This window comes from Corynebacterium sp. LK2590 (assembly GCF_040946105.1).
GTDB lineage: Bacteria > Actinomycetota > Actinomycetes > Mycobacteriales > Mycobacteriaceae > Corynebacterium.
Genome location: NZ_JAYWMH010000006.1, coordinates 86,068 through 109,887, shown reverse-complemented (window position 1 = coordinate 109,887; position 23,820 = coordinate 86,068). Strand labels below are relative to the sequence as shown.

Below are 23,820 nucleotides of genomic sequence, written 5' to 3'. Positions count from 1 at the left end.
AGTTGGGAAGCGCTCTACAGGCGGCTAGAACTGGTAGAAAGGGATAGGTGAGTAATAAAGACACCTTCAATCGTTGGACTTTGAAGGATCCGAGGCGTATTTCCGCGTTGTTCGCGGGCAAAGGCCGCCGTGGCATCTACGTGCTCGAGTACGCGGACGGTTCGATGTACGTGGGCCAGGCAACGGACGTGGTGGGGCGGTACAACAGTCATTACCACGGGAGTGGCCACCACGAGGCCTGGGAGGACGTTGTAGCGCTGCGGTTTGCCGAAGTCCCAGCGGGGCAGGACCTCAACGAGCCGGAGCGCGCGGAGATTCACCGGCTGCAGGCCAAAGGTATTCCGCTTCGTAACCGGCAGTTCGTGCTCGACAGCGTCTCGCCCTCGCCGATGGACCAGGTGGTGACTGTCGTAGAGCAGGAGCATTGGATCCAGGGCCACGAAAGTGTATGCCGGAGCGATTTCGAATCGCACCCGCTGCGACAGCGAATTAGGCCCGGGAAATTCAAATCGTGGTCGAAAAAGAAACGGGGACGTCCGGCGCTTTACGATGCCGTCCTGAACGATCTGGCCATCGCCATCGGTTGCCTCATCCCGGCGCCACTAGAGACCGACGGGCACTATTGGACGCTCAGCGATTTTCCGTCGACTTCCGGTGGCCGGTTCGCCACGTTGAATACCGGGCGCTTGGAATTTCTGTATTTCCCGCGGTGGACTTTTGGCGACTGGTATGGCGCTCCGAAGCGCTTTACGGCAGAGCAACTCGAATGCTTCCCGGGCAATGTCAATATTGAGTATTACCGTTCAGGTGGGCCCCACCCGAGTTTGAAGATTGAGAAACGGTTGAAGAATTCCTACTTGTGGTCGAAGGGGATAGCCAACTACATCGGCCGCGGCAGGCCCACCCAGCGTGTGAGCTTTCCCATTGGTCACCTAGGCGACCTCTTGCTGGAGCGGCCCGACGTGGCCGTCCGAGCACGCGAGTTTGCTCTTACCGAAATGCGCTACACGGGCTCTAATCTTTTCCGCCGCTGGCACAGCAGGGATTTCACTGACGATGTGTACCGGCGCGTGAAGCAATCCTCTGAGATCATTAACGCTGTAAATGCTGCGGTTTCTGAAGAATAAAGATGTGACAGACCAAATCGGTGTTTAGGCTGAAGCTACGTAGTGGTTGTGGATCATCGTCCCCTTCGAGCAAGGCGCGCTCACTGGGGCTTCGAGGGGATCGTCGTCCGGCTGCTGAACCTAGAGCTCTTATCCCAAGTTGGCGCAAAGAAAAACGCGCCTCACCGAAGTGAAGCGCGTTGTGGCGGAGGATGTGGGATTTGAACCCACGAGGGGCGTGAGCCCCGCACGCGTTCCAGGCGTGTGACATAGGCCGCTAGTCGAATCCTCCGAGAAGAAACTGTAGCAGCCCCGGCAAGTAGCGACAAAATCGGCAGGTCAGCTTGGGAAATGGGTGGGTGTTCTAGGGCTATGAAAGTGTCTGTCGGGTAGCTGGTTGTTGGGGCCGGTGGTGGTGGCGCGCGTGGGCGCCTGGGCGGGGAGTGGACTGTTTGGACTATCGCCGGAATCCTGGCTAGAGTATGGGGCAGGATCTCGCGTGGCGTCCATCCTGTGAACTCCCCCAGGGCAGGAATGCAGCAAGGGTCAGCAGGCTCTGACGGGTGCGCGAGGTCCCCTTAATTTTTGTGGCCATCCGGTTGGTGCCGGGTGGCCTTTTTCTATGCCTCCTTCGCGTTTGGGGTCTTGACGGGGTGGGTAGTCTGGGCTAGGTTTACTACCTAAGTAGTAAACCATGTTGGTAGGTCGGTTTGCTGCGGGAACGACAAGGAAGGTGACGGGATGGCTATAACGGCTAAGGATCCCCGCCCTATCTATCAGCAGATAGCGGAGGAGCTGCGCGGCATGATCTTGTCCGGGCAGCTGCCCGAAGGCGACAGGACACCGTCGACGCACGAACTAGCAAATTTTCATGAGGTCACGCCGACGACGGCATCGAAGGCGCTCACGGCGCTGGCGCAAGCCGGGCTCGTGGAGAGCCAGAGAGGACGAGGGATGTTTGTCATGCCCGGGGCGCGCGAGCGCATCAGGGACCAACGGAAGAAGGCGTTCGCCCAAGACTTTGTCCGCCCGCTCGTGGCGGAGGCCAATGCCCTGGGCTTGGGGGAAGACGATATCGCCCAGATGATCGCTAAGGAGTTAAGGCCATGACTAGCACGCAAGATACGGGGAGCCCGCGGCCCATCGTGGGGCTGATCGGGCCGAACGGCTCCGGCAAGACCACGTTTTTCCGCCGGCGCAGCACGGAGCCCGATGTGGCCTTCGGCCAAGCCAGCGCCGATATTCACTTCTTCGGTGCCACGCCCCGAGACCATTTTCGCGTTGTGCAGCGCGGTTGGCAGGGGCTGGACGTGAGCGAAGCGGAGAAAACGCTGGGCTTCGACCCGACCACGCCGCTGGCAAAGCTGAGCGTGGGCCAGCGCCAGCTGGTCATCGTCGGCAGCGTAGTGGCCGCCGGCAAACCGGTGTTGCTGCTGGACGAACCCTTCAACGGCTTGGACGCCCCACACCGCAACCAGGTGCGGGAGCGGCTACGGCAAGCCGCAGAAACCGCCGAAGTATGGGTGAGTTCCCAGCACTCGCAGGACCTGGCGGGCCTGGTTGATGCGGTGGTGGTCATGCGCGATTTCCGCGCCCAGGAGCCTGTGGCCATGGATGAACTGCGTGAGACCCACCCCGTGCTGAGCGGGCCGGCCGAGGCGATTGCGGAGGTCATCGGTAACGCGCCGGTCCTATCCGACAAGGCGCTGGGTGGGCACCGTCGGGCGGTGCTGGGTTCCGGTCTTTCGGCCTCAGGCCGGGATTTTGCCCAGTCCCGCGGCGTAGACGTGACGTATCTCGAAGCCAGTGAGCTGCTGGACGTAGCGGTAGCGGGTGCGCTGGTGCAGAAACAAGGGGAGGAATAACAATGAAAATGCCAGTATTTATCGCCAGCCAACCGTGGCTGATCATCGGGTGCATGGCGGTGGCCCTGGGGCTGGCCGCCGGCGGCCGCTTCCTCTTTATGGACGGCGGGTCGTGGACCATCCTGGCCGTCGTGGCCACGACCGTGATTTTCACCCTCGCCGCGGCGGACTCGGCCCACCTGCTTGACTACCAGGTCGCACCCGGCCGCTGGTTGGGTTCCGCGGTCGTGTGCGCGGTAGTCGCAGCCGCGGTGGCCGCGGGCGTGCTTGGTGTGGCGATGTTTGTCATGCAGGATGACTCGCCGTATTACTCCGGCTACGACAGCTTCATCGTCACCTCCGGCCCGGTGGAATGGCTCGATACCAATGGGCAGCCCTATATCGTCCCCGACGCCGGGGTAGGCGGGCGCGAGGTGGTCCTGACTCTCTTGGTGGTCTTCACCGTCTTCCTAGCCGCCGCGCTCGTCGGGGTGGGGCTGGGCGCGGTGCGCGCCCGCCGCTCGGCCCGCGCGCAGTGGGTGGTGGTCTTCGCCGGTATCGCGGCTGCCATCGCCGTCGCGTGGTTCATCGACCAGGTGCTGGGCATTTCCGTGCCCGCGCCGCTGCCGGGGGTATTCCTCTTTTGTATCCCGGTAGCCGTGGTGGGGGTAGTGGCGGCCGGTGTGAGTATCCAGCGGTCCCGCACACGCTGGGCGGGTAGTGCGGATAGGGTTAAACTCGCCCGCAGCTGAGTGCTAAATCACGTAGGCGGCGCTATGCTAGGGGGCCAATAAGCAATCACTGATCTCTCCTCGGATACCGGAAGGTAGGCAGACTAGCTCCTATGTCTCTTCTAGATTTGGGCGCGGCAGAGCGCGCCGAACTAGCAACTCAGATTCGTGCCGATTACGAAGATTTGAAGGCCAAGGGCCTGAAACTGGATCTGACTAGGGGCAAGCCCTCCAAGGAGCAGCTGGCGCTGTCCGAGGACCTGCTGGAGCTGCCGGGCCGCAACAACTACACCGACGCCACCGGCGCGGATGTGCGCAACTACGGCAACCTGCAGGGCATCGTCGATATCCGCCAGCTGTGGGGCAAGCTGCTGGGCATCAACCCGGACCTGTTGATGGCCGGGGACTCTTCCTCCCTGAACTTCGAGTTCGACGTCATCTCCTGGGCCTACACCTTCGGCACCAATGACTCGGAGCGCCCGTGGAGCCAGGAAGAAACGATCAAGTGGATTTGCCCGGTGCCGGGCTACGACCGCCACCACGGCATCACGGAGCGCTTCGGCTTTGAGATGGTCACCGTGCCCATGCTGGAAGATGGCCCGGACGTGGAGGCCATCCGCGAGCTGGTCAAGGACCCGCAGGTCAAGGGTATGTGGGCCGTGCCGATGTTCTCCAATCCTTCGGGCGTTACCTTCACCGAGGAGGTCGTGCGCGAGCTGGCCTCCATGGACACGGCCGCCCCGGACTTCCGCATCATGTGGGACAACGCCTACGCGGTCCACACGCTGACCGACGAATTCCCGGAGATCATCGACGTGCTGGGCCTGTCCCGCGAGGTGGGCAACCCCAACCGCTTCTTCGTTTTCTCTTCGACCTCCAAGATCACCTTCGCCGGCTCCGGCGTGGGCTTCGTGGCTTCCTCCGAGGCGAATCTCGACTGGTTCAAGTCGATCGCCGGCAAGCGCGGCATCGGCCCGAACAAGGTCAACCAGCTCGCCCACGCGGAGTTCTTCGGCTCCGCCGAGGGCGTGCGCGCGGTCATGCGCCGCCACGCCGCGCTGCTGGCCCCGAAGTTCGAGGCCGTGCTCCGCATCCTGGACGAGCGCCTGGGCAAGTACGAGGTCGCGCAGTGGACCAAGCCCACCGGCGGCTACTTCGTCTCCCTGGACGTCATCGACGGCACCGCCACCCGCGTGTGGGAGCTGGCCAAGGAGGCCGGCATTGTGCTGACCCCGGCCGGTTCCTCCTTCCCGCTGGGCCAGGACCCGAACGACCGCAACATCCGCCTGGCGCTGTCGATGCCGCCGCTGGAAGAGGTCGAGGCCGCCATGGACGGCGTGGCCGTCTGCGTGCTTCTGGCCGCCCTCGAGAAGCTGGGGGCGTAGCGCAATTAACAACACGGAAATTGCGTATTGGCTCGATCAAGTAATCCCGGCCTCCCTGGAGTTCCGCGACGTCTCTTCCGCTGACGGCGGCACCCGCTGGCGGATCGGAACCGCCGAGCTCGGCGACGGCCAGGCGCTGGCGGTGACCGTGGGCTTTAGCCAGGTTGATACCGGCCTGCAGCGCGCCGACGATGGCGTCGACGTGCGCTGTGAGCTGCTGGCCGTGGGCCGGACGAACCCCGCCACGGTGGCGGCGGCGGTGCAGGCTGCCGCGGATCAGATTGCGGCGGCGGCCGGGGTCATCCCGGCCCAGCCCGGCGTCCTACTGCCGAACATGGCCGCGGGCAGCGCCCTGGAGCGCGACGAATCCGTCACGGCCCGGCACGGGCTGCTCATCGCCCCCTACCTCTGGGGCGGGCAGACCCCGCAGGTGGCAGAGGACAAACGCCTGACGCTGATCTGCCAGCTGCTGGTGCTCACCGACGCCGAATACTCTTACGCCGCCGACGAAGGCGTGGGGCCTTTCCAGCAGGCAGTCGCCGACGGCGGGATTGACCTGCTCGACTTCTCCCGGGCCGATGGCTAAGCGGTAGGATTTACGGCGTGGCTCTTTACCGGAAATATCGTCCCGCAAGTTTCTCCGAGGTGGTAGGCCAAGAACAGGTCACCACCCCGTTGTCGGCTGCCCTGGACTCGGGGCGCATCAACCACGCCTACCTGTTTTCCGGGCCGCGGGGCTGCGGCAAGACCTCCTCGGCGCGCATCATGGCGCGCTCGCTCAACTGCGTGGAAGGGCCCACCTCCACCCCGTGCGGGGTCTGCGAGTCCTGCGTCTCCCTGGCCCCGGGTGGGCCGGGCAACCTGGACGTCACTGAGCTGGATGCCGCCTCCCACAACGGCGTGGAGGACATGCGTGAGCTGCGCGACCGCGCCTACTACGCCCCGGCGGAGTCCCGCTACCGTATCTTCATCATCGACGAGGCGCATATGATCTCCGCCTCGGGCGCGAACGCCCTGCTCAAGGTGGTTGAGGAGCCGCCGGAGCACGTCATCTTCATCTTCGCGACGACGGAGCCGGAAAAGATCATCGGCACCATCCGCTCGCGTACCCACCACTATCCCTTCCGGCTGCTGACCCCGCCGGCGATGAAGGGGCTGCTGCAGCGCACCGTCGCCGCCGAGGGCGTGCAGGTCGAAGACTCCGTCTACCCCATGGTCATCCAGGCCGGCGGCGGCTCCCCGCGTGACACCCTCTCCATCCTGGACCAGCTGCTGGCCGGCGCCGGCCCGGACGGCCTGACCTACGAGCTCGCCCGCCCGCTGCTGGGCGTCACGGACATCACGCTCATCGACGACGCCGTCGCCGCCCTGGCCAGCGGCGACAAGGCCGCCCTGTTCCAGCTGGTCGACCACGTCATTGAGGCCGGCCACGAGCCGCGCCGTTTCGCCGTCGATCTGCTGGATCGCCTGCGCGATCTCATGGTGCTCCAAGCCGTCCCGGACGCCATCTCCGCTGGCCTGGTCGATGCCCCCGCCGACCGCGCCGAGGTGCTAACCGATCAGGCGCAGCGCTTCAGCGGCGACCACCTGGTCTTTCTGGCCGAGACCGTCAGCGAGCAGATCGCCGGCCTGCGCGGGGTGACCTCGCCGCGCCTGCTGCTGGAGATCCTCTGCGCTCACCTGGTCTCCGCCGCCCGCCCGGCAGTCGGCCCCGCGGCGCCGACCACCAGCGGCCAGCCCCACCCGGCGGCCCAGTCCGGCCAGCCGCAGCAGCAACCACAGCAGGCCCAGTCCCGGCCCGCCGGCTCCGCCCAGGAGGGCGCGGCAGCCGCCGCGGCCACCGCCGCTCGAATCGCAGCCGCCCGCCGGGAGCGCCAGCAGCAGGGCAACGCTCAAAACCGCGACGCCCAAGCCCACGGCACCCAGGCCCAAAACTCTCCGGCCCCAAGCTCTCAGGCCCAGGGCAACCAGGACCACGGATCCGAACCAACACCCGCACAGGAACCGGCACCGGTCCACGTCGAAAAGCCGGTGCCTGCCGAGCACCCGGGTGAGCAACCGGCGGAAACCGCAGCGGCTGACGCGCAGCATGAGCAGCCCCAACAGGAACAGGCCCCGGCCGCCGCGCCGGTAACGAACGGCGCGGACGCGGAGCCGGAGCAAGCGCCGCAGCCGACCGAGCAGCCGGAGCGCCCGGAAGCGGAGCCCGCTGAGCAGGAGGATAACGCCGAGCAGTCTGGGCAGGCCGCGGAATCGGCACCGGAGCAGGCGCAGGCTTCCGACCCGGAGGAGCTGACCGCGGCTATCCGGAACCAGTGGGCCACGTTGCGCGAGCGCGTGGGCGCGACCAACAAGGTCGCCGAGATCATGCTGACCGAGGCGCGCGTGCTGGGCATCCGGGACAACACCCTGGTCTTAGGGCACACCACCGGGGCGCTGGCGCAGCGCTTGAACGCCCCAGAAAACGCAGGGGACCTGCAGCGGGTCCTGCGCGAGGAATACCAGGTCGAGCTCGGCATCGAGTGCGTGGTCGGAACCGACCCCGTCCAGCAGGGCTTCAACGCCCAGCCGGGCGCCAAGCCGGCCTGGGACCCGCAGAAAAACCAGCGCGAATCCAGCGACGATCAGGAGTCCGAGAGGCCTAGCTCTGCTGCCCCCACGCCCGAACCGCAACCCGCGGATAATTCTGGCTGGGGCAGCCCACGGCCTTTAGGCGGGCCGGAAGAGTCGGGGACAGCACCGTCCCCGCAGCCCCAACAGGCCCCGCCCGCCGCGCCCACCGCGCAGGGTCCCAGTGCGGGTGCAGGTGCGGGCGCCGGCGGAGGGAATGCCGCTAACGCGCGCCCGAGCTGGCAGGACCGCATTCAGCAGGCAGCGGCGCAGGCGAAAAAGCGCGATGCCAACACCTTCAGCAACGGGGTGCCGCTGCCGCCGGACCCGGGCCCGGAGGAAGGCTACGGCGTCCCGCCGGAAGACGATTACGTGCCGCAACAACCGGCCGGTCAGCCAGCGGCCCCGCAGCAGGGCCAGGCGCAAGGCCAGCCCGGCCCACAGGACGCGGCGGCGCTGCGGGACGAGGAAGAGCAGATGATGGCGGCCGCGGCCCAGGAGACCGGGGAGCGCGACCACCGCAGTGCTTTGGAGGTGGCGATGGAGCTGCTCAGCGATCAGCTGGGGGCGCGTCGCTTGTAGCGATCAGGGGCACGCAGCCTCTTCAACGCCCGAGTTTTGGCGGTAGACTCGGGCACTGGCGAATTTATCCCTAAATTTCTTGAGAGAAAGGCATAGCCATGACCCAGCCGGATCAACCCGCAGACATGAATGAACTGATCGCCCAGGCCGCCCGCGTGCAGGCCGAACTGCAGAAGGCCCAGGAAGAAATCCTGGCTTCTGAGGTCGAAGGCACCGCCGGCAACGGCCTGGTGACCTGCACCATGACCGGTGGCGCGGAGCTCAAGGACCTGAAGATCGACAAGTCCGTCGTGGACCCGGAGGACGTGGAGACCCTGCAGGACCTGGTCATCGGCGCCTTCAAGGACGCCCACCAGAAGGCCGGCGAGCTGGCCCAGGAAAAGATCGGCCCGCTGTCCCAGGGCATGGGCGGCGGCGCGGGCGACATGGGCAACCTGATGGGTTAGTCTTGCCCCCGGCTGCGTGACGTAGCCGTCTTACCGGGCCGCGGTTTGCTTTTGGGAAAAAGCAGGCTGCGGCCTTATTCTTGTTCTCGTTGCCTTTCCCGGAGTAAAGAAAGTAGGTCGGTGCCCGGTGTTTGAAGGACCTTTGCAGGATCTCATCGACGAGCTCTCCCGGCTGCCGGGCGTGGGCCCGAAGAGCGCGCAGCGGATCGCGTTTCACATTCTGCACATGGAACCCGAGGACATCGAGCGACTGCGCAACGCGCTGGCCGCCGTGCGCGACGGGGTGACCTTCTGCCGGATTTGCTGCAATATCTCCCGGGAATCGGTCTGCCGCATCTGCGTGAACTCGCAGCGCGACCGCAGCACCATCTGCGTGGTGGAGGAGCCGAAGGACATCCAGGTCATCGAGCGCACCGGCGAATACGAGGGGCGCTACCACGTGCTGGGCGGGGCGCTGGATCCGTTGGCCAATATCGGCCCGAAAGACCTGAACATCTCCCAGCTGCTGCAGCGCATCGGCGGCGTGCTGCCCGACCGGGAGCTCGCGGACTCCACGGAGGAGAACCCGCAGTACGACTCCACGCCGGAGATCAAGGAAGTCATCCTGGCCACCGACCCGAACACGGAGGGCGAGGCCACCGCCTCCTACCTGGTGCGCCTGCTCAAGGACTTCCCGGACCTGCGTATAACCCGCCTGGCCTCCGGCATGCCGCTGGGCGGCGACCTGGAATTCGTGGACGAGCTGACGCTCTCGCGCGCCCTGTCGGGCCGTCTGACGGTCTAGGCCAGGCGCTCCGCCCGCAGCTGCTGGACCGCCGGCAGGTCCAGCGGAGCCAGGTCCTGGAGCCGCTGGCCGGTGGCGCGGGCCAGCAGCAGATCGGCCAGCTGCGGGTTGCGGGCCAGGGCCGGGCCGTGCATATAGGTGGCGATGACGCTGTCCTGGACCGCGCCCTCGCCGACGCGCTGCTGCTTGGCGTCGGGCAGATCGGCGGTGGCGGCGGCATCGCTGTTGCCGGTGCCGCGCTTGACGATACCCAGGGGCTGGGCCGACGGGCCCAGGATGGTCGCGCCCAGGTGGTTTTCGAAGCCGGTCAGCGGCTCGGTCAGCTCGCTGGTGTAGCCGGCCGCCCAGGGGGTGGACTGGACCTCACCGATGGCGCGTTCCTGCAGGGGAGAGGTGGTCGCGTCCAGCAGGCCGACGCCGTCGACCACGCGCCCGGAGGCGCGGAAGGACTCGCCTAAGACCTGCAGGCCCGCGCAGATGGCGAAGATGGGGCGCCCGGCGTGGGCGGCGCGGATCAGGCCGCCGTCGGAGATGAGGTGCTCCGCGGCCAGGATCTGGGCCGAGTCCTCGCCGCCGCCGAGGGTGTAGATGTCCAGCTGTTCCGGGACCGCCTCGCCCAGCTTGATGGGCACGATCTCGGCGTCGAAGCCGCGCAGCCGGGCGCGCTGGCGCAGCACCAGGGCGTTGCCGTCGTCGCCGTAGGTGCCCAAGACATCGGGAAGAATCAGGCCGATGGACAGGGTATTAGGCATGGCGGTTCTCCTTATTCTCCGAGTTGTCGTGCTGCGCAGCGGCGTCGCGCTCTAAGGCCTTTTTCAGATCGCGGAAGGCGGTGTAGTTGGCCAGGACCTCCACGCGGCCCGGCGGGCAGGCGTCGATGGCCTGGACCGGATCCGGGATGAGCTCGTGGGTAATGTCCGCGTAGACCAAGCGCACCGCCAGGTCGGTGCCGCGCTCGCCGGCGGCCTTGACGGAAATGCCTTCGAAGTCCTCGAAGCGCACGTCCCACAGCCAGGACATGTCCACGCCGTCGGCCACCTGGCCGTTGGTGGCAATCACCAGCCCCTCGGCGCTGCGGTCCACCATGGACAGCGCTTCCTGCCAGCCGGCCGGGTTCTTGGCCAGCAGCAGGCGGATCTCGTGCTCGCCGCGGGTGATGGTGGAATAGCGCCCGGCCACGTCGTCGATGCTTTCCACGGCGGTGACGGCGGCGTCGGTAGCAATGCCGAAGGCCTCCGCGGCGGCGGCGACGGCCTGGGCCGCGTTACCGCGATTGGCGCGCCCGGGAAGCGCCAGGTTCAGCGGGAAGGTGCCCGCGGGGCTTATGATGCCCTCTTCGCTGACCGTCCACTCCGGCTGCGGGCGGCGGAATTCACGCCCGTCGGGCAGCTTCTTGACCGCGTACCAGTCCTCCGGTTCGCGGACCACGTGGCCGCCGGTGCGCGGGCAGGTCACGGAGTCGCCCAGCCAGCCGGCGCCGGCCGCCACCCAGATGACATTCGGGGCGTCGTAGGCCACCGAGGTCATCAGCACGTCGTCGCAGTTGGCGATGACCAGCATGTCCGGGTGGGCCTCCACGCAGGAGCGCAGGGCGCGCTCGATCTTGTTGATCTCGCCCACGCGGTCGAGCTGATCGCGCGAGAGGTTCAGCAGCACCAGCGCCTGCGGGTTCAGGTTGTCGGCCACGTGCGGCACGTGCAGCTCATCGACCTCGAGGACCAGGTGGGAGGCCTCCTTGCCCGCCAGCAGGGCGGAGATGATGCCGGCGTCCATGTTGTCGCCGCCGTCGTTGGTGGCCACGGTGTGGCGCGTACGCAGGGCCGCGGCCAGCATCCGGGTGGTGGTGGACTTGCCGTTGGTGCCGGTGACCAGGACGGCCGGGCGGCCGCCGCCCAGGGAGGACATGATGCTCGGGTCGATGGCGTTGGCCACCAGGCCGCCGATCATCCCGCCGGCGCCGCGCCCGGTGGCGCGGGAAGCCGTGGTGGCCAGGTTCGCGGCCGAGGTGGCGACGGACGTCCGCACCTTCCTGAGCGTTCTGCGTAGGTTAAAACTCATAGGCTACAGGTTAGTCCGCCGGTGGGCCCGGGCGCGATTGTGCACGCGGGTGGGCTTTTAAGAATTTGCCTGCGGTTTGCTGTTGCGCTGCCCGCCGCGGTTGCCGCGCCCACCGCGCCGCCGCCCGCCGCGCTTGCGCCGGGAGCCGCGGGAGCCGCCCTGCCCTGCGCCTTCGCCATTACCCGGCGACGGCGAGTCGGTTTTCGCCCCCGCCGCATGCTCCGGCGCGGAACCCGACTGGGCGCTGGAGTTGTTGGACCCGGAGCGGTTCGCCCCGCCGCGGCTGCTGCGCCGGCGCCGCCGCCGGCTGCGGCGCGAGCGACGCGAGCCGTTGTCCTCGGCCCGGCCGCCGCGGGAGCTGCGCGCGCCCCGGTTGGCGCCGGTGGTGTTGTTTCCCTCGGCCTCTTGTGCCGCGGCGTTATCCGCGCCGGCCTGCTCGCTGGCGGGAGTGATGCGCTCGACGGCCTCGAGGAAGGCCCGGTCCGACATCAGCGGGATGCCCTTGCGGTGGGCGTGCATGGGCTTGCCCACCAGGTCGGTGGTGACGTTGCAGACCACCAGGGAGGTCTCCCGGCTGAGCTTTTCCGAGTAGTTGAGCTCGTGCCGGGTAATGGCGGCGATGATCTCGTCCGGGTCCGCCGTGATCTCCGGGGCCACGACGATCTCCATACCCGGCTCCAGCTCGTGCCCGGGCCGGTAGGGGCCGGGGTTCTGGTGGATGCGCGGGGCCTCCTCCGCGTCCACACGCAGGTGGGAGCGCTGCAGGCCGAATTTATCGCCGCGCACCTCGTCCGGGGTGGTGGCAGCCAGCGGCCCGCGCTCGGCCTGGGCGAGGTAGAGGGCCACGAGGAGCTCGGTGGCCTCGCGAGAGGTCTGCGATTCCGGGACGTTGGCCCGCTCCGTGGTGGCGACCGCGCTCGGGGTCAGCACCCCGCAGTGGCGGGCGGTGGTGGCCAGCCGGATGTCCTCGAGCTGGGCGCCCTGGCGCCGCGCGGAGGCCAGTGTGTCGATGATCAGCTCCGGGGCCGGCACGTGGCCGACCTTCTGCCGGCGGCGGTTGTTGCCGCGGTTGCGGTTGCGACTCCGGTTCTGCCGGGCCGCGGCCGTCATGGCGCGCCGGGCCTCGGAGACCACGAATCCCCACGCGAAGGGGGTGTCGTGCACGACCAGGGTGCGCCCGTCCAGGAGACGGTCCAGGGGTTTGAGGATCCGGGAGAAGTTCTGGCCGGCGGAGACCTCCTCGTGGCTGAGCCCGTGCAGGTGCCTAGGGCCGGGATCGCTGCCGGGGTTGAGGACGGCGTGGAAATCCTGGCCAACTTCCCCGGCGGCGTTGAAGGTCACCGCGTCCAGGGCCACGAGCCGGGCCGTGGACGGGTGGATGCCGGTGGTCTGCACGGTCAGGGCGACGAAGGGGAAGTCCGCCGCGGCGGGGGCGGCCTGTTCCGCCGCGGCGTCCTCCGGAAGCTGGGCGCGCGGGTCGTGCGGCTTGGGCGGAGTCGACCCAGCCGAGGTCGCGGACTCAGACCCGGAACCGTTGTTCGGGCGCGCAGGTGAAGTACTCATTGAGGCTAGTCTAGTTCACCGTTTTCCGCTGGGACGATTAGCAGGGCCCCTAGTGCCAAGACCGGCGCCCCGCCGTTTAAGGGGTGGGCTCCGCAGTCTCCGCAGCCGTGGGCTCTGCCGGTTCGGTGGAGCGTTCCGCGCTAAACGTCACGTGGATAGTCGCGGTAGCCTCCGCGGTCCACTCCGACCTATCCGGCGTCGGCTCCCCGGTCGGCGTGGTGGGCGCCGTAGTCGGCGCAGCAGTCGTCGGCGTCGTTGGCGTCGTTGTTGCTGCCGGGGTCGGGGTGGTGCCGGAAGAACTGGAAGTCGACGTGGGATCTGTCGGCCCCAGCGGGACCGTCGGCCCCGTCGAGTCATCCGTGGGCTCTACCGAGCGCGAGCGCCCCGTAAAACCCGGGGTAGTGGCCGCGGTCCCCGTGGTGAGCGTGGTTCGCGCGGCGCTCCTGTCGCGGGTGCCGGTGCTACGGGTGCTCCGGGGCGCGGTACCGCTGGTGGGGGTAGTGCCGGTAGCGGGGGTGGAGCCGTACGCGGGATCCGGGGTGGGGGACGTCCCCTGGCCGCTTCCCGCGGTGACGGGGATTATCACCTGGGGATCGAGGAAGTCCGCCGGGGCCGCGGCCGGGGCCGCCAGCGCGGGGAGCAGCGGAGCGGCTAGGGCCAGGCCCGGATCGGGCAGGAGCGGCTCAGACAGGCCCAGTTGCACAAGAACCGGCTGTAGGACGCTGGTGTGGTCAGGCTCCGGCTCAGCCGGCGCCGCGGACTGGGCGGGGCGGCTGCCATCCGCGCCGGCGGGGGCTGCGCTGGGAGCGGGGGAGCCGGGACGGTGTGCGCGCGTCGGGGCAGCAGGCTGGCGCGGGGAGGAGGCGGCGATGGTGCGCCCACCGGAATAGTCCGGGTCTTCCGCCTTGTTCCAGTTCGCGGAGGTGACGGCGAATCCGCCCACGGCTACTAGCACGCTCGAGGCGACGGCCAGGGCAGAGGTACTCAACCCGGTGGCGCTGCCCGCCCCGATTGCGGTGGCGGTGGATGCGGTAGATGCGGTGGTGGCAGCGGTGCCCGAGGCGGCGGTAGCGCCGGCCGTCCCGAGGCCCGCCGCGCCGGAGGACCCGTAAGCGCCGGTGAAGAAAGAGGCCTGCGCGGTGGAGGCCTTCGCCCGGGCGGTGGCGAGGGCGGTCAGTGCCGCGGCGGAGGTCGAGGCCAGCACCACGGTGGCCCCATGGCTGGAGCGGGCGTCGGTGCGGCCGGAGTGGTTCAGGTGCACCACGGTGCGGGCCAGGTGCTGCGCCTGCGATCCGGAGAATTCCCCCACGACGTGGTCGTCGATGATGGCGTGGACGCGGTAGCGGGTCAGGTGCCGCTCGGCCGTGAGCGTGACGAGGACATGCTGGTCGCCTTCCGGCAGGTGCGGCAGCCCGGATTCGAAATCGCGCAGGACGAGCCCCTCGCCGCAGTCGCTGCCCGGGAGCATGGCCCACGGGGTCGCCGGCGGGTTGTTGACGGGCACGCATAGGCCCGGCCGCGGCAACAGCAGGGAGAACTCCGGCCAGTCGTCGGTCAGGCGAACCTCGGCGGTCACCAGGGGTGACAGGCCTGCCTCCAGAACCCAGGCGAGCTCGGAATAGGCGTTGGCGAACTCGGGCGCCAACTGGCCGATGACTAGGTCATCCACCAGCACGTCGAAGCCCGTGCCGGCCGCGCGGGCGCTTAAGGTACAGTCCACTAAGCGATCGCTGCGGGAAGACAATAGGTCGGTAAAGACCTCCGGGGATACTCCCTGTACGGGCAGCTTGCGGGTTGTCCCGAAGCCCCGGAAAGGGACCGCGTAGGTAGAGTCCATTCCACCTCCTGACTTAGAAACCTGAGGACAATGACCACGCGTGCGACCGTGTGCGCTTGGGCACGCGGGCACGAAGTATGCAGTACCTAAGTATTATCTAAGTAGCTTTAAGTCTGCAACTGCTAATGCCAACCCGCGGGCCGCCGGGCGCGTTACGGGGATACGCAGGGAAATGGTGGGCTAGGGGCCCAGACTCGGGAGCTAGTTTAGGGGGTGGACCAAATCGCGCGGGCCCGCCCCGGGCTGGGGGAGAACCCAGCCGGGGCGGGCGCGGGAAAGCGCTAGGCCAGCGCGCGGTTGACCGCGGAGTCGATGGCGCGCAGGGATGCGGTGGTCGTGGAACCGGCGATCCCCACGCCCCAGACCTTGGTGCCGTTGACGTCGGCGGCGATGTAGCAGGCGGCCTCCGCGTCGTCGCCGGCGCTGCGGGAGCGCTGCGAGTACTCGATGACCTCGAACTCCAGTCCCAGGTTTTCCAGGGCGTTGGCATAAGCCGCGATGGGGCCGTTACCGGAGCCATTAACGGTGGAGGTCTCGCCGTTGTAGACGACCTCGGCGCTCAACTGCGTGGCGCCGCCGGCGGCCTCCGCGTTGTCGATGGAGACGTGGACCTGCTCCAGCGGGGCGGTGCGATCCAGGTATTCCCGGGCGAAGATATCCCACATGTTCTTGGAGTTAATCTCGCCGCCCTCGGCGTCCGTGACCGCCTGGACCACGGCGGAGAACTCACTCTGCATGGCCCGCGGCATGTTGATGCCGTGGTCGGTCTTCATGATGTAGGCAACCCCGCCCTTGCCGGACTGGGAGTTGACGCGGATGACCGCCTGGTAGTCGCGGCCCACGTCCTTCGGGTCGATGGGCAGGTAGGGCACCTCCCAGGTGGTCTCCCGCAGCTGATCCCAGGAGACTTCCGTGTTGTTGGCGCCCGGCACGACCTGGTCCGCCATGGCGTCCAGGCCCTTGTTGATGGCGTCCTGGTGGGAGCCGGAAAACGCGGTGAAGACCAACTCGCCGCCGTAGGGGTGGCGCTCCGGGACGCGCAGCTGGTTGCAGTACTCCACGGTCTCGCGGATGGCCGGCAGATCCGTGAAATCAATCTGGGGATCGACGCCCTGGGTCAGCATGTTCAGGCCCAGCGTGATCAGGTCCACGTTGCCGGTGCGCTCGCCGTTGCCGAACAGGCAGCCCTCGATGCGGTCGGCGCCGGCCAGGTAGCCCAGCTCCGCGGCGGCGATGCCCTCGCCGCGGTCGTTGTGCGGGTGCAGGGACATGATGATGTCGGCGCGCCGGGCGAAGTTGCGGTGCATCCACTCGATGGAATCCGCGTACACGTTGGGCGAAATCATCTCCACCGTCGACGGCAGGTTGATGATCATCGGGTCCCCGGGGCTCGGATCCATGATGTCCACGACCGCGTCGCAGACCTCGACCGCAAACTCCAGCTCGGTGCCGGTGAAGGACTCCGGCGAGTACTCCCAGCGCCAGTTGGTGTCCGGGTAGTCCTGCGCGATGTCGCGGATCAGCTGCGCGGCGTCGGTGGCCAGCTTCTTGATAGCCGGCTTGTCCTTGCGGAAGACCACGCGGCGCTGCAGCTTCGAGGTCGAGTTGTAGAAGTGCACGATGACGTTCTTGGCGCCGGCGCAGGCCTCGAAGGTGCGGCGGATCAGGTGCTCACGCGCCTGGACCAGCACCTGGATGGTGACGTCCTCCGGGATCTTGTTCTGCTCGATGATTTCGCGGACGAAGTCGAAGTCCGTCTGGGAGGCTGAGGGGAAGCCGACCTCGATCTCCTTGTAGCCCATCTTGACCAACAGGTCGAACATGCGGTGCTTGCGCTCGGGGCTCATCGGGTCGATGAGCGCCTGGTTGCCGTCGCGCAAATCCACCGCGCACCACTGCGGCGCGTGCGTGATGGTCTTGTCCGGCCAGGTGCGGTCCGGCAAGCGGATGTCTTCTACCTCGGTGGCAAACGGCTGGTAGCGGCTTACCGGCATGGAGGAATTGCGCTGCTTATTCCAGGCCGGCTGGCCTTCCCGGCGGGGGCCGGCCGGGGTGGTGATTTCGCGCGGGGCGGAGATGAATGCGTCGTTCGGGCTCATGGTGTCGTTCCTTTTCTGCGTGGTCTTCGTGGTCGTTGCTATTAGCTGGTCTGCCTTAACGGGCGGCGGAGACTGTGCGATAGTTGGCGCGGAATGCGCGCGTGGCGTCAAAACCAAGTGGTGGTGATTGGGTGAGCCCTCCGGCGAAATGCGGGGCGGTCAGCGTAGGGGATAAGCCGGCACGGGCGCGGCGAGGTCACCGCGGCGGGGCGCTGACCGCAATCTGCCGGTCGGGGGATGCAGTGCCTGCATCCAAACCGTCGGGCAAACCGGGCTGGGGCTAAATCCCGCCGCGGCTGATAAGTAGTAGCATTTGCCGCGAAGTCATGTGGCACAGACTACATGCCATTCCACGGGGTGGCAACTAAATATTCTTTTATTTCATTAGATGGGAAATTCTGCGCTGTGGCGACGCCGCGGGGAGGAAAACCCCAGCCGTGCGCGAGGTGTGCTGCGGCTTCCCGTGCGCGCGGCGGGCCGCTACCATTTTCAGACGTGGAAGAAACCAAGAGTACCGACGCGCCCCGGCTGCACCGCCGCGACTGGGCGGGGGCCGCGGCCGTCGGCCTGGGCGGTTCGGCCCTGCGCCTGGGGGTACTCGCGGGCATGGGGGCGGCTAACGGCCAGTGCCTCGGGGACCTGCTCAACAAGTGGGATGCCGAGTACTACACGCAGATCGCCGCTCACGGCTACTTCGAGGCCCAGATAGCCGACGACGGCCCGGCCTATGAGAAGACCCTGGCGTTTTTCCCCGGCTTCCCCTTCCTGTTGCGCGCCGGGCACGCGCTGACCGGGGTGCACTATTCCACCCTGGCGGTGGTGCTCAACATCGCGCTGACCGTCGTGCTGGCCGCCGGGTCCATGGCCTTGGCCAACCGGGTGGCCTTGTACTGCGGGGCCGCGCCGGGGCGGGGCTACCGCCTGGCCGCGGCGGCGGTGGTGACCGGCGCGCCGATGGCCATCGTCCTTGCCATGCCCTATACCGAGGCGCTCTTCGGGGCGCTGGCCATCTGGGCCCTGGTGGCGCTGTGGGACAGGCGCTGGTGGTCCGCGGCGGCGCTGGTTTTCTGCCTGGGCCTGGTGCGCCTGACCGCGGTGGATATGCTCGCCGCATTCGCCCTGGCCGTGCTGGTCTACGGCCTCCGGCAGTGGTCCGCGTGGGCGGGGCTGGTGGTCTCCACGGTCCCGCTGGTGGCCTACCTGGCCTGGGCGAATTCCCACCTCACCGCGGTGGGCGGGTACTTCGGGACCCAGCAAAAGCACTGGAACTCCGGCTTCGACGGCGGGCTCGCTAGCCTGCGTTGGGTGGGCACGAGCCTGACCAGCGCGGACAACGCCGGCTTCCTGCTGACTACCGCCGTGATGCTGGCCGCCCCGCTGTGCCTGGTCCTGGCGTGGCGCCGGATGGGGCTGGCGCCGTGGTGGTTTAGCGCGGCGCTGATGGTCAACGTCTTGGCCTCCGACGGCATCATGCACTCGCGCCCGCGGCTGCTGCTGCCGGCGGTCATCGTGATGCTGCCGCTGCTGGTTGCCGGCTTCCGCCGCCTGCCCGGCTGGGCCATGGGGCTGCTGGTGGCCCTATGGGTGCTATTCGGCGCCTGGTTCTCGGCCTATATGCTGGCCGTGTTCGAGTGGGCCATCTAGGCGGCTAGCGCGGTTCGGCGGCTAGCGCGGTTCGCTGCGTGATTTCTCGCCGCTGCCGACGGACTGCTGGGAGAGCACGATGGTGGCTGCGATCATGAGGGCCAGCGCCACGCCCATCACCGCCCAGCCGGCGGCGGAGGTGATCTGGAATTTCTCGCCGAGGATGGCATAGCCCAGCAGGAAGGCGACCATGGGCTCGACGATGGTCATCGCGGGCAGCGACTGCTTGAGCGGGCCGGCGTGGAAGGAATACTGCTGGACCACCGTGCCGGTGGCGGCGGTGGCGATAAGCGCGTAGAACTCCCAGCTGGTCAGGAGCTCGCCTACGCCGGAGTGGGCGAAGATATCGACGACCGCCTTGGACAGCACCGCCACGTACCCGTAGATGCCGCCGCAGATCGTGCCGAGCATCAGGGCGCGCTGGCTGCGGTGGCGCCAGCCGATAAAGGCCAGCACCGCCATGACGGTGATGCCCACTAGCAGCGCCGGCGCCCAGTCGGAGACGGCCGGCTGTGGTTTGCCGGCGCTGGGGCGTCCCAGGATGATGAGCGTGCCCACCGCGACGGTCAGCACCAGGGACCAGCCGATCTCCTGCCCGCTCATGCGGCGGCGGGAATACCAGGCCGCCAAGGGCAGTGTGAACATCAGGGACATGACCAGGATGGGCTGGACGATGAGCAGGGTGCCGAAGCCCAAGGCGACGACCTGCAGCCCGTAGGCCGCCAGCGCGGCGAAGGTGCCCACCCACCACAACGGCTGGGTCATGGCGGTGCGCATGACCGAGGAGGGGGCATCGAGGGCAATCCGGTGCCGTACCACTGTCCCCCAGGCCACGGTGAGGGCCGAGGCCAAGGCGAAGAAGATGGCGAGGAGACTGCTTAACACCTACCCAACCGTAGTGAATGCTACGGAATTCTGTGCCCATTGGGGCACCGATGTCGCGCAAAAAGCTCTACCATGAAAGGGGTGCATGTAAATGCTGGCTCCGTGAATCGCGCGGGGTAACATGAGCACTTGACTACTGATTGACAGGTATTCAAGCAGACTAGTATTCGCGAAAGGTGGCAACAGCAGGTGGCCTTAGTCGTTCAAAAATACGGTGGCTCTTCCCTGGAATCGGCCGAGCGCATCCGCGCGGTTGCCGAGCGGATCGTCGCCACCAAGAAGGCCGGCAACGACGTGGTGGTCGTGTGCTCCGCCATGGGTGATACCACGGACGAGCTGTTGGACTTGGCAGCCCAGGTCAACCCCGTTCCCCCGCGCCGCGAGATGGATATGCTGCTGACCGCCGGTGAGCGCATCTCCAATTCGCTGGTCGCGATGGCCGTGGAATCCCTGGGCGCGCACGCGCAGTCCTTCACCGGCTCCCAGGCCGGCGTCCTGACCACGGAGCGGCACGGCAACGCCCGGATCGTGGACGTGACCCCGGGGCGCATCACGGAGGCCCTCGACAAGGGCAAGATTTGCATCGTGGCGGGTTTCCAGGGCGTGAACAAGGAGTCGCGCGACGTGACCACCCTGGGCCGGGGCGGTTCGGATACGACCGCCGTGGCGCTGGCCGCGGCCCTGAACGCCGACGTGTGCGAGATTTACTCCGACGTCGACGGCATCTACACCGCCGATCCGCGCATCGTGCCGAACGCCCAGAAGCTGGAGAAGCTGTCTTTCGAAGAGATGCTGGAGCTGGCCGCGGTCGGTTCCAAGATCTTGGTGCTGCGCAGCGTTGAATACGCCCGCGCCTTTAATGTTCCGTTAAGAGTTCGCTCGTCTTATAGCAATGACCCCGGCACCCTGATCGTCGGGTCGATGGAGGATATTCCCATGGAAGAAGCAGTACTGACCGGTGTCGCCACTGACAAGTCCGAGGCCAAGGTGACCGTCCTGGGCATCCCTGACCGCCCGGGCGAGGCGGCCAAGGTCTTCCGCGCCATCGCGGATGCCGAGATCAACATCGACATGGTCCTGCAGAACGTCTCCTCCCTGGACGACGGCCGCACGGACATCACCTTCACCTGCCCGCGCGCCGACGGCCCGCGCGCCATGGAGCTGCTGTCCAAGCTGCGCGGCGAGGGCGACTGGTCCAACGTGCTCTACGACGACCAGGTCGGCAAGGTCTCCCTGGTGGGCGCCGGCATGAAGTCGCACCCGGGCGTGACCGCTGATTTCACCGAGGCCCTGCGCGACGTCGGCGTCAACATGGAGCTCATCTCCACCTCGGAGATCCGCATCTCCGTGCTGACCCGCGAGGCCGACCTGGACAAGGCGGCCCGGGCGCTGCACGAGAAGTTCCAGCTGGGTGGCGAGGAAACCGCCACGGTTTACGCTGGAACCGGACGCTAAAGCGCGCAGTCACAGCACCAACCACACAAGTACGGCACGTACGAGACAAGGAGTTTTACAATCATGACCACCGTGGCGGTAGTAGGGGCAACCGGACAAGTCGGCCGCGTGATGCGGCAGATCCTGGAGGAGCGCAAGTTCCCGCTGGACAAGATCCGCTTCTTTGCTTCCTCCCGGTCCGCCGGCACGGAGCTGGAATTCGCCGGCCAGCAGGTGACGGTCGAGGACCTGGCCGAGGTCACCGAGGAGTCCGTCGCGGACGTGGACATCGCGCTGTTTTCCGCCGGCGGGGACACCTCCCGCCAGTGGGCGCCCGTCTTCGCTGCCGCCGGCGCCATGGTCGTGGACAACTCCTCGGCCTTCCGTAAGGACCCGGACGTGCCGCTCATCGTGGCGGAGGTCAATCCGGGCGAGGCCAAGGATCTGCCCAAGGGCATCATCGCGAACCCGAACTGCACCACCATGGCAGCCATGCCGGTGCTCAAGCCGCTCAGCGATGCCGCCGGCCTGCGCCAGCTGCACGTGTCCTCCTACCAGGCCGTCTCCGGCTCCGGCCTGGCCGGCGTGGAGACCCTCGCCGCGCAGGTCTACCAGGTCGGCGAGCACAACGTGGACCTGGTCCACGACGGCTCCCGCCTGGACGGCGAGGACACCGGCCCCTACGTCGCCCCGATCGCGTTCAACGCGCTGCCGATGGCCGGCAACCTGGTCGATGACGGCTCCCTGGAGACCGACGAGGAGCAGAAGCTGCGCAACGAGTCCCGCAAGATCCTGGGCCTGCCGGATCTGAAGGTCGCCGGCACCTGCGTGCGCATCCCGGTCTTTACCGGCCACACCATGACCATCCACGCCGAGTTCGACAAGTCCATCACCCCGGATAGGGCCCTGGAACTGCTGGGGAACGCCCCGGGCGTGAAGGTCGTGGACGTGCCGACCTCGCTGGCCGCCACCGGCATCGACGACTGCCTGGTCGGCCGCGTGCGCCAGGACCAGACCGTGGACGACAACCGCGGCCTCGTTCTGGTCGTTGCCGGCGACAACCTGCGCAAGGGCGCAGCGCTCAACACCATCCAGATCGCCGAGCTGCTGGTCTAAACCAGGCATCTGCCCATAGCAAAAGGCCCACCCGCGAGGGTGGGCCTTTAATTGTTCCCGACGGGCGGGGGCTTAGCGCTAGTCCTGAGAGGCAGGGGAGGCGCCGGACTGCGGCGTGGAACCGGGGCCCTTGGAATTGTCCTTATGCCCGTCGAAGTCGAGGTCGTTGTCAGCAGACGGAACCTCCGGCTTGGTGTGCTGGACGTAGGTCACGGAAGGATCCAGGTCCTCGCGGTCGAAGTCCTCGAGCTCCTCGTCCGCCTCGAGCTCTTCGTAGATCTCCTCGGCGACGAGGTCCTCGAATTCGCCGGTGGCCATGTTGGAGGCCGCGGCCAGGCGGGCGAGCTCGCGCTCGTTCTTCTTGGTGAAGCGCTCGCGCGGGTCCAGCTTGCGCTGCACCAGGGTGCGGGCGCGCATGCGGCGGTCGGACTCGTCCATGAGCTTGCCGCGGCTGCGGATCCAGGTAAAGGACATCACGACGATCATCAGCAGGCCGAGGTAGCCCAGGATCGGGTAGACATTGCTGACCAGCTGCTGGAAGCCCACGAAGGACAGCACGAAGCCGATGAGGCAGGCCACGCAGTAGACTGGGTAGAACAGCTGTGGCTTGGAGCGGGTCAGGCGCTTGCCCAGCGCGTAGAACATGCCCACCGCGGTGTTGAAGACCATGCCGTAGATGACAAAGGTCATGACGTAGCCCAGGGTCGGGTGGATGGTGTTGATGAGCTCCAGCACCGGCATGTCCTGGCCGTTGACGGTCGGGGCGACGAAGAACAGGGAGAAGACCAGCAGGGCCAGCAGGATCAGGTAGATGATGCCGCCGATGAGGCCGCCCCAGCCGACGGCGCGGTTGTCCAGGAAGTTGCCGCCGATGACGATGGACATCGACACCGCGCACATGACGTTCAGGCCGGTGTAGTTCAGTGCGGAAATCCACCAGTTCGGCAGGGTGGTATCCACGTTGTTGGTGGTCCACTCGTGCATCTGGCTGAAGTCCACGTCCACGGTGAGGATGGTGTAGCCGGTGGCCAGGACGATGAAGATGACGATGAACGGCGTGATGGTGCCGATGACGGTGGTCACGCGGTCCACGTCGAGCAGGCCGACCAGCAGCACCAAAACCAGCATGACGGTTCCGCCCACCCACACGGGGATGCTCGGGAACTGCTGGGTGATGTTCGAGCCGCCACCGGCGAACATCACGAAGCCGATGCTAAACAGCGTGGCCAGCGTGGACCAGTCGAGGATCCGGGACGTAATCGGCCCGGAGACCTTTTCGTAGACGGCGGTGTGCTCCGAGGCTTGGAAGTAGGAGCCCAGCTGCAGGATGGAGATGCCGGTGATCATCATCAGGCCGGCGGCCAGGGCGATGCCGATTAGGCCCCATTCGCCGAATGCCACGAAGTACTGCATGGCTTCCTGGCCGGAGGCGAAGCCGGCGCCGACGACGACGCCGATGAACGCCATCGAGATTGCTATGGCGCGTTTAAACATGGAAGTTAAACCCCAAATCTGTTATCAAAAAGCAGCGTAGCCCGAGGTGGGCCTAAAAACGTACGGTTTATGAATTTACCTGTTTCTGGCCTGGTTTTCCGGGTAAACACCAGACAGACCGCCCGGAAATTCACAATGTTAACCGGCCGGCCAGGTGTCCCGGCCTGGATGTGCCCAGCTTTTCTCCCGTTTGTCACTATTT

At 67.0% G+C, this 23,820-nt stretch carries 19 protein-coding genes, 1 tRNA gene and 1 other RNA gene; 13 read left to right on the top strand and 8 right to left on the bottom strand.

The features are described 5' to 3' along the window. Positions 1 to 47: 47 nt before the first annotated feature. Positions 48 to 1,127: a GIY-YIG nuclease family protein gene (locus VVR85_RS08620; protein WP_368520506.1), complete on the top strand. Its 1,080-nt coding sequence runs from the start codon at positions 48 to 50 to the stop codon at positions 1,125 to 1,127. A 182-nt stretch (positions 1,128 to 1,309) separates the two neighbouring features. On the opposite strand, the gene VVR85_RS08615 is transcribed toward VVR85_RS08620, so the two are convergent. Next, positions 1,310 to 1,398 (bottom strand) — tRNA-Ser (locus tag VVR85_RS08615). Positions 1,399 to 1,592: 194 nt separating this feature from the next. On the opposite strand from VVR85_RS08615, the gene ffs reads away from it, so the two are divergent. From ffs to recR, 9 genes are all read left to right on the top strand, one after another. Continuing rightward, positions 1,593 to 1,691, top strand: an RNA gene (ffs, locus tag VVR85_RS08610) — signal recognition particle sRNA small type. Between the two features lie 156 nt (positions 1,692 to 1,847). Next, on the top strand, positions 1,848 to 2,216 hold the full coding sequence (locus tag VVR85_RS08605; RefSeq protein WP_368520505.1) for a GntR family transcriptional regulator: 369 nt from the start codon (positions 1,848 to 1,850) through the stop codon (positions 2,214 to 2,216). Continuing rightward, entirely contained in the window at positions 2,213 to 2,971 is a 759-nt protein-coding gene (locus VVR85_RS08600; RefSeq protein ID WP_368520504.1) for an ATP-binding cassette domain-containing protein, read from the top strand. The genes VVR85_RS08605 and VVR85_RS08600 overlap by 4 nt, the downstream gene beginning before the upstream one ends. A gap of 8 nt (positions 2,972 to 2,979) precedes the next feature. Next, complete coding sequence (locus VVR85_RS08595; RefSeq protein ID WP_368520503.1) at positions 2,980 to 3,702, top strand: hypothetical protein; 723 nt, start codon at positions 2,980 to 2,982, stop codon at positions 3,700 to 3,702. 92 nt (positions 3,703 to 3,794) lie between these two features. Next, positions 3,795 to 5,066: an aminotransferase class I/II-fold pyridoxal phosphate-dependent enzyme gene (locus tag VVR85_RS08590; protein WP_368520502.1), complete on the top strand. Its 1,272-nt coding sequence runs from the start codon at positions 3,795 to 3,797 to the stop codon at positions 5,064 to 5,066. A gap of 142 nt (positions 5,067 to 5,208) precedes the next feature. Then, positions 5,209 to 5,652, top strand: a complete 444-nt coding sequence (locus tag VVR85_RS08585) for a suppressor of fused domain protein (protein ID WP_368520501.1) — start codon at positions 5,209 to 5,211, stop codon at positions 5,650 to 5,652. A gap of 59 nt (positions 5,653 to 5,711) precedes the next feature. Then, positions 5,712 to 8,258: a DNA polymerase III subunit gamma and tau gene (locus VVR85_RS08580; protein ID WP_409338198.1), complete on the top strand. Its 2,547-nt coding sequence runs from the start codon at positions 5,712 to 5,714 to the stop codon at positions 8,256 to 8,258. A 98-nt stretch (positions 8,259 to 8,356) separates the two neighbouring features. Continuing rightward, positions 8,357 to 8,704, top strand: a complete 348-nt coding sequence (locus VVR85_RS08575; protein ID WP_368520499.1) for a YbaB/EbfC family nucleoid-associated protein — start codon at positions 8,357 to 8,359, stop codon at positions 8,702 to 8,704. 127 nt (positions 8,705 to 8,831) lie between these two features. After that, entirely contained in the window at positions 8,832 to 9,488 is a 657-nt protein-coding gene (recR, locus tag VVR85_RS08570; RefSeq protein ID WP_290224279.1) for a recombination mediator RecR, read from the top strand. Here recR and VVR85_RS08565 read toward each other — a convergent pair. From VVR85_RS08565 to leuA, 5 genes are all read right to left on the bottom strand, one after another. Next, on the bottom strand, positions 9,485 to 10,240 hold the full coding sequence (locus VVR85_RS08565) for a type 1 glutamine amidotransferase (RefSeq protein WP_368520498.1): 756 nt from the start codon (positions 10,238 to 10,240) through the stop codon (positions 9,485 to 9,487). The two genes, recR and VVR85_RS08565, sit on opposite strands and share 4 nt — an antisense overlap. Continuing rightward, positions 10,233 to 11,546 (bottom strand): MurT ligase domain-containing protein, encoded by a 1,314-nt coding sequence (locus VVR85_RS08560; RefSeq protein ID WP_368520497.1) that lies wholly within the window; start codon positions 11,544 to 11,546, stop codon positions 10,233 to 10,235. Before VVR85_RS08560 ends, VVR85_RS08565 begins: the two co-directional genes overlap by 8 nt. Positions 11,547 to 11,603: 57 nt before the next feature. Next, complete coding sequence (locus VVR85_RS08555) at positions 11,604 to 13,109, bottom strand: DNA polymerase III subunit epsilon (RefSeq protein ID WP_368520496.1); 1,506 nt, start codon at positions 13,107 to 13,109, stop codon at positions 11,604 to 11,606. Between the two features lie 76 nt (positions 13,110 to 13,185). Then, positions 13,186 to 14,946, bottom strand: a complete 1,761-nt coding sequence (locus VVR85_RS08550; protein ID WP_368520495.1) for a hypothetical protein — start codon at positions 14,944 to 14,946, stop codon at positions 13,186 to 13,188. A gap of 281 nt (positions 14,947 to 15,227) precedes the next feature. Next, entirely contained in the window at positions 15,228 to 17,045 is a 1,818-nt protein-coding gene (leuA, locus tag VVR85_RS08545; protein WP_368520494.1) for a 2-isopropylmalate synthase, read from the bottom strand. Between the two features lie 495 nt (positions 17,046 to 17,540). Between leuA and VVR85_RS08540 the strand changes: the two genes are divergently transcribed. Continuing rightward, positions 17,541 to 18,689 (top strand): mannosyltransferase family protein, encoded by a 1,149-nt coding sequence (locus tag VVR85_RS08540; RefSeq protein WP_368520493.1) that lies wholly within the window; start codon positions 17,541 to 17,543, stop codon positions 18,687 to 18,689. A gap of 21 nt (positions 18,690 to 18,710) precedes the next feature. Here the strand turns inward: VVR85_RS08540 and VVR85_RS08535 are convergent, their stop codons facing one another. Further along, positions 18,711 to 19,574: a DMT family transporter gene (locus VVR85_RS08535; protein WP_368520492.1), complete on the bottom strand. Its 864-nt coding sequence runs from the start codon at positions 19,572 to 19,574 to the stop codon at positions 18,711 to 18,713. Between the two features lie 189 nt (positions 19,575 to 19,763). Between VVR85_RS08535 and VVR85_RS08530 the strand changes: the two genes are divergently transcribed. Then, complete coding sequence (locus VVR85_RS08530) at positions 19,764 to 21,029, top strand: aspartate kinase (RefSeq protein WP_368520491.1); 1,266 nt, start codon at positions 19,764 to 19,766, stop codon at positions 21,027 to 21,029. Between the two features lie 63 nt (positions 21,030 to 21,092). Continuing rightward, on the top strand, positions 21,093 to 22,124 hold the full coding sequence (locus VVR85_RS08525; protein ID WP_368520490.1) for an aspartate-semialdehyde dehydrogenase: 1,032 nt from the start codon (positions 21,093 to 21,095) through the stop codon (positions 22,122 to 22,124). Between the two features lie 78 nt (positions 22,125 to 22,202). Here VVR85_RS08525 and VVR85_RS08520 read toward each other — a convergent pair whose 3' ends face one another. Then, positions 22,203 to 23,618 carry a hypothetical protein gene (locus VVR85_RS08520; protein ID WP_368520489.1) on the bottom strand — a complete coding sequence of 472 codons (1,416 nt, stop codon included), beginning with the start codon at positions 23,616 to 23,618 and terminating at the stop codon, positions 22,203 to 22,205. Positions 23,619 to 23,820 lie beyond the last annotated feature (202 nt).

Bases quoted from the DNA above. Each gene is read 5' to 3' on its own strand.
- VVR85_RS08595 (WP_368520503.1), top strand. From the start codon at position 2,980: ATGCCAGTATTTATCGCCAGCCAACCGTGGCTGATCATCGGGTGCATG.
- VVR85_RS08605 (WP_368520505.1), top strand. From the start codon at position 1,848: ATGGCTATAACGGCTAAGGATCCCCGCCCTATCTATCAGCAGATAGCG.
- VVR85_RS08520 (WP_368520489.1), bottom strand. From the start codon at position 23,618: ATGTTTAAACGCGCCATAGCAATCTCGATGGCGTTCATCGGCGTCGTC.
- VVR85_RS08550 (WP_368520495.1), bottom strand. From the start codon at position 14,946: ATGGACTCTACCTACGCGGTCCCTTTCCGGGGCTTCGGGACAACCCGC.
- leuA (WP_368520494.1), bottom strand. From the start codon at position 17,045: ATGAGCCCGAACGACGCATTCATCTCCGCCCCGCGCGAAATCACCACC.
- VVR85_RS08565 (WP_368520498.1), bottom strand. From the start codon at position 10,240: ATGCCTAATACCCTGTCCATCGGCCTGATTCTTCCCGATGTCTTGGGC.
- VVR85_RS08555 (WP_368520496.1), bottom strand. From the start codon at position 13,109: ATGAGTACTTCACCTGCGCGCCCGAACAACGGTTCCGGGTCTGAGTCC.
- VVR85_RS08525 (WP_368520490.1), top strand. From the start codon at position 21,093: ATGACCACCGTGGCGGTAGTAGGGGCAACCGGACAAGTCGGCCGCGTG.
- VVR85_RS08590 (WP_368520502.1), top strand. From the start codon at position 3,795: ATGTCTCTTCTAGATTTGGGCGCGGCAGAGCGCGCCGAACTAGCAACT.
- VVR85_RS08575 (WP_368520499.1), top strand. From the start codon at position 8,357: ATGACCCAGCCGGATCAACCCGCAGACATGAATGAACTGATCGCCCAG.
- VVR85_RS08560 (WP_368520497.1), bottom strand. From the start codon at position 11,546: ATGAGTTTTAACCTACGCAGAACGCTCAGGAAGGTGCGGACGTCCGTC.
- VVR85_RS08600 (WP_368520504.1), top strand. From the start codon at position 2,213: ATGACTAGCACGCAAGATACGGGGAGCCCGCGGCCCATCGTGGGGCTG.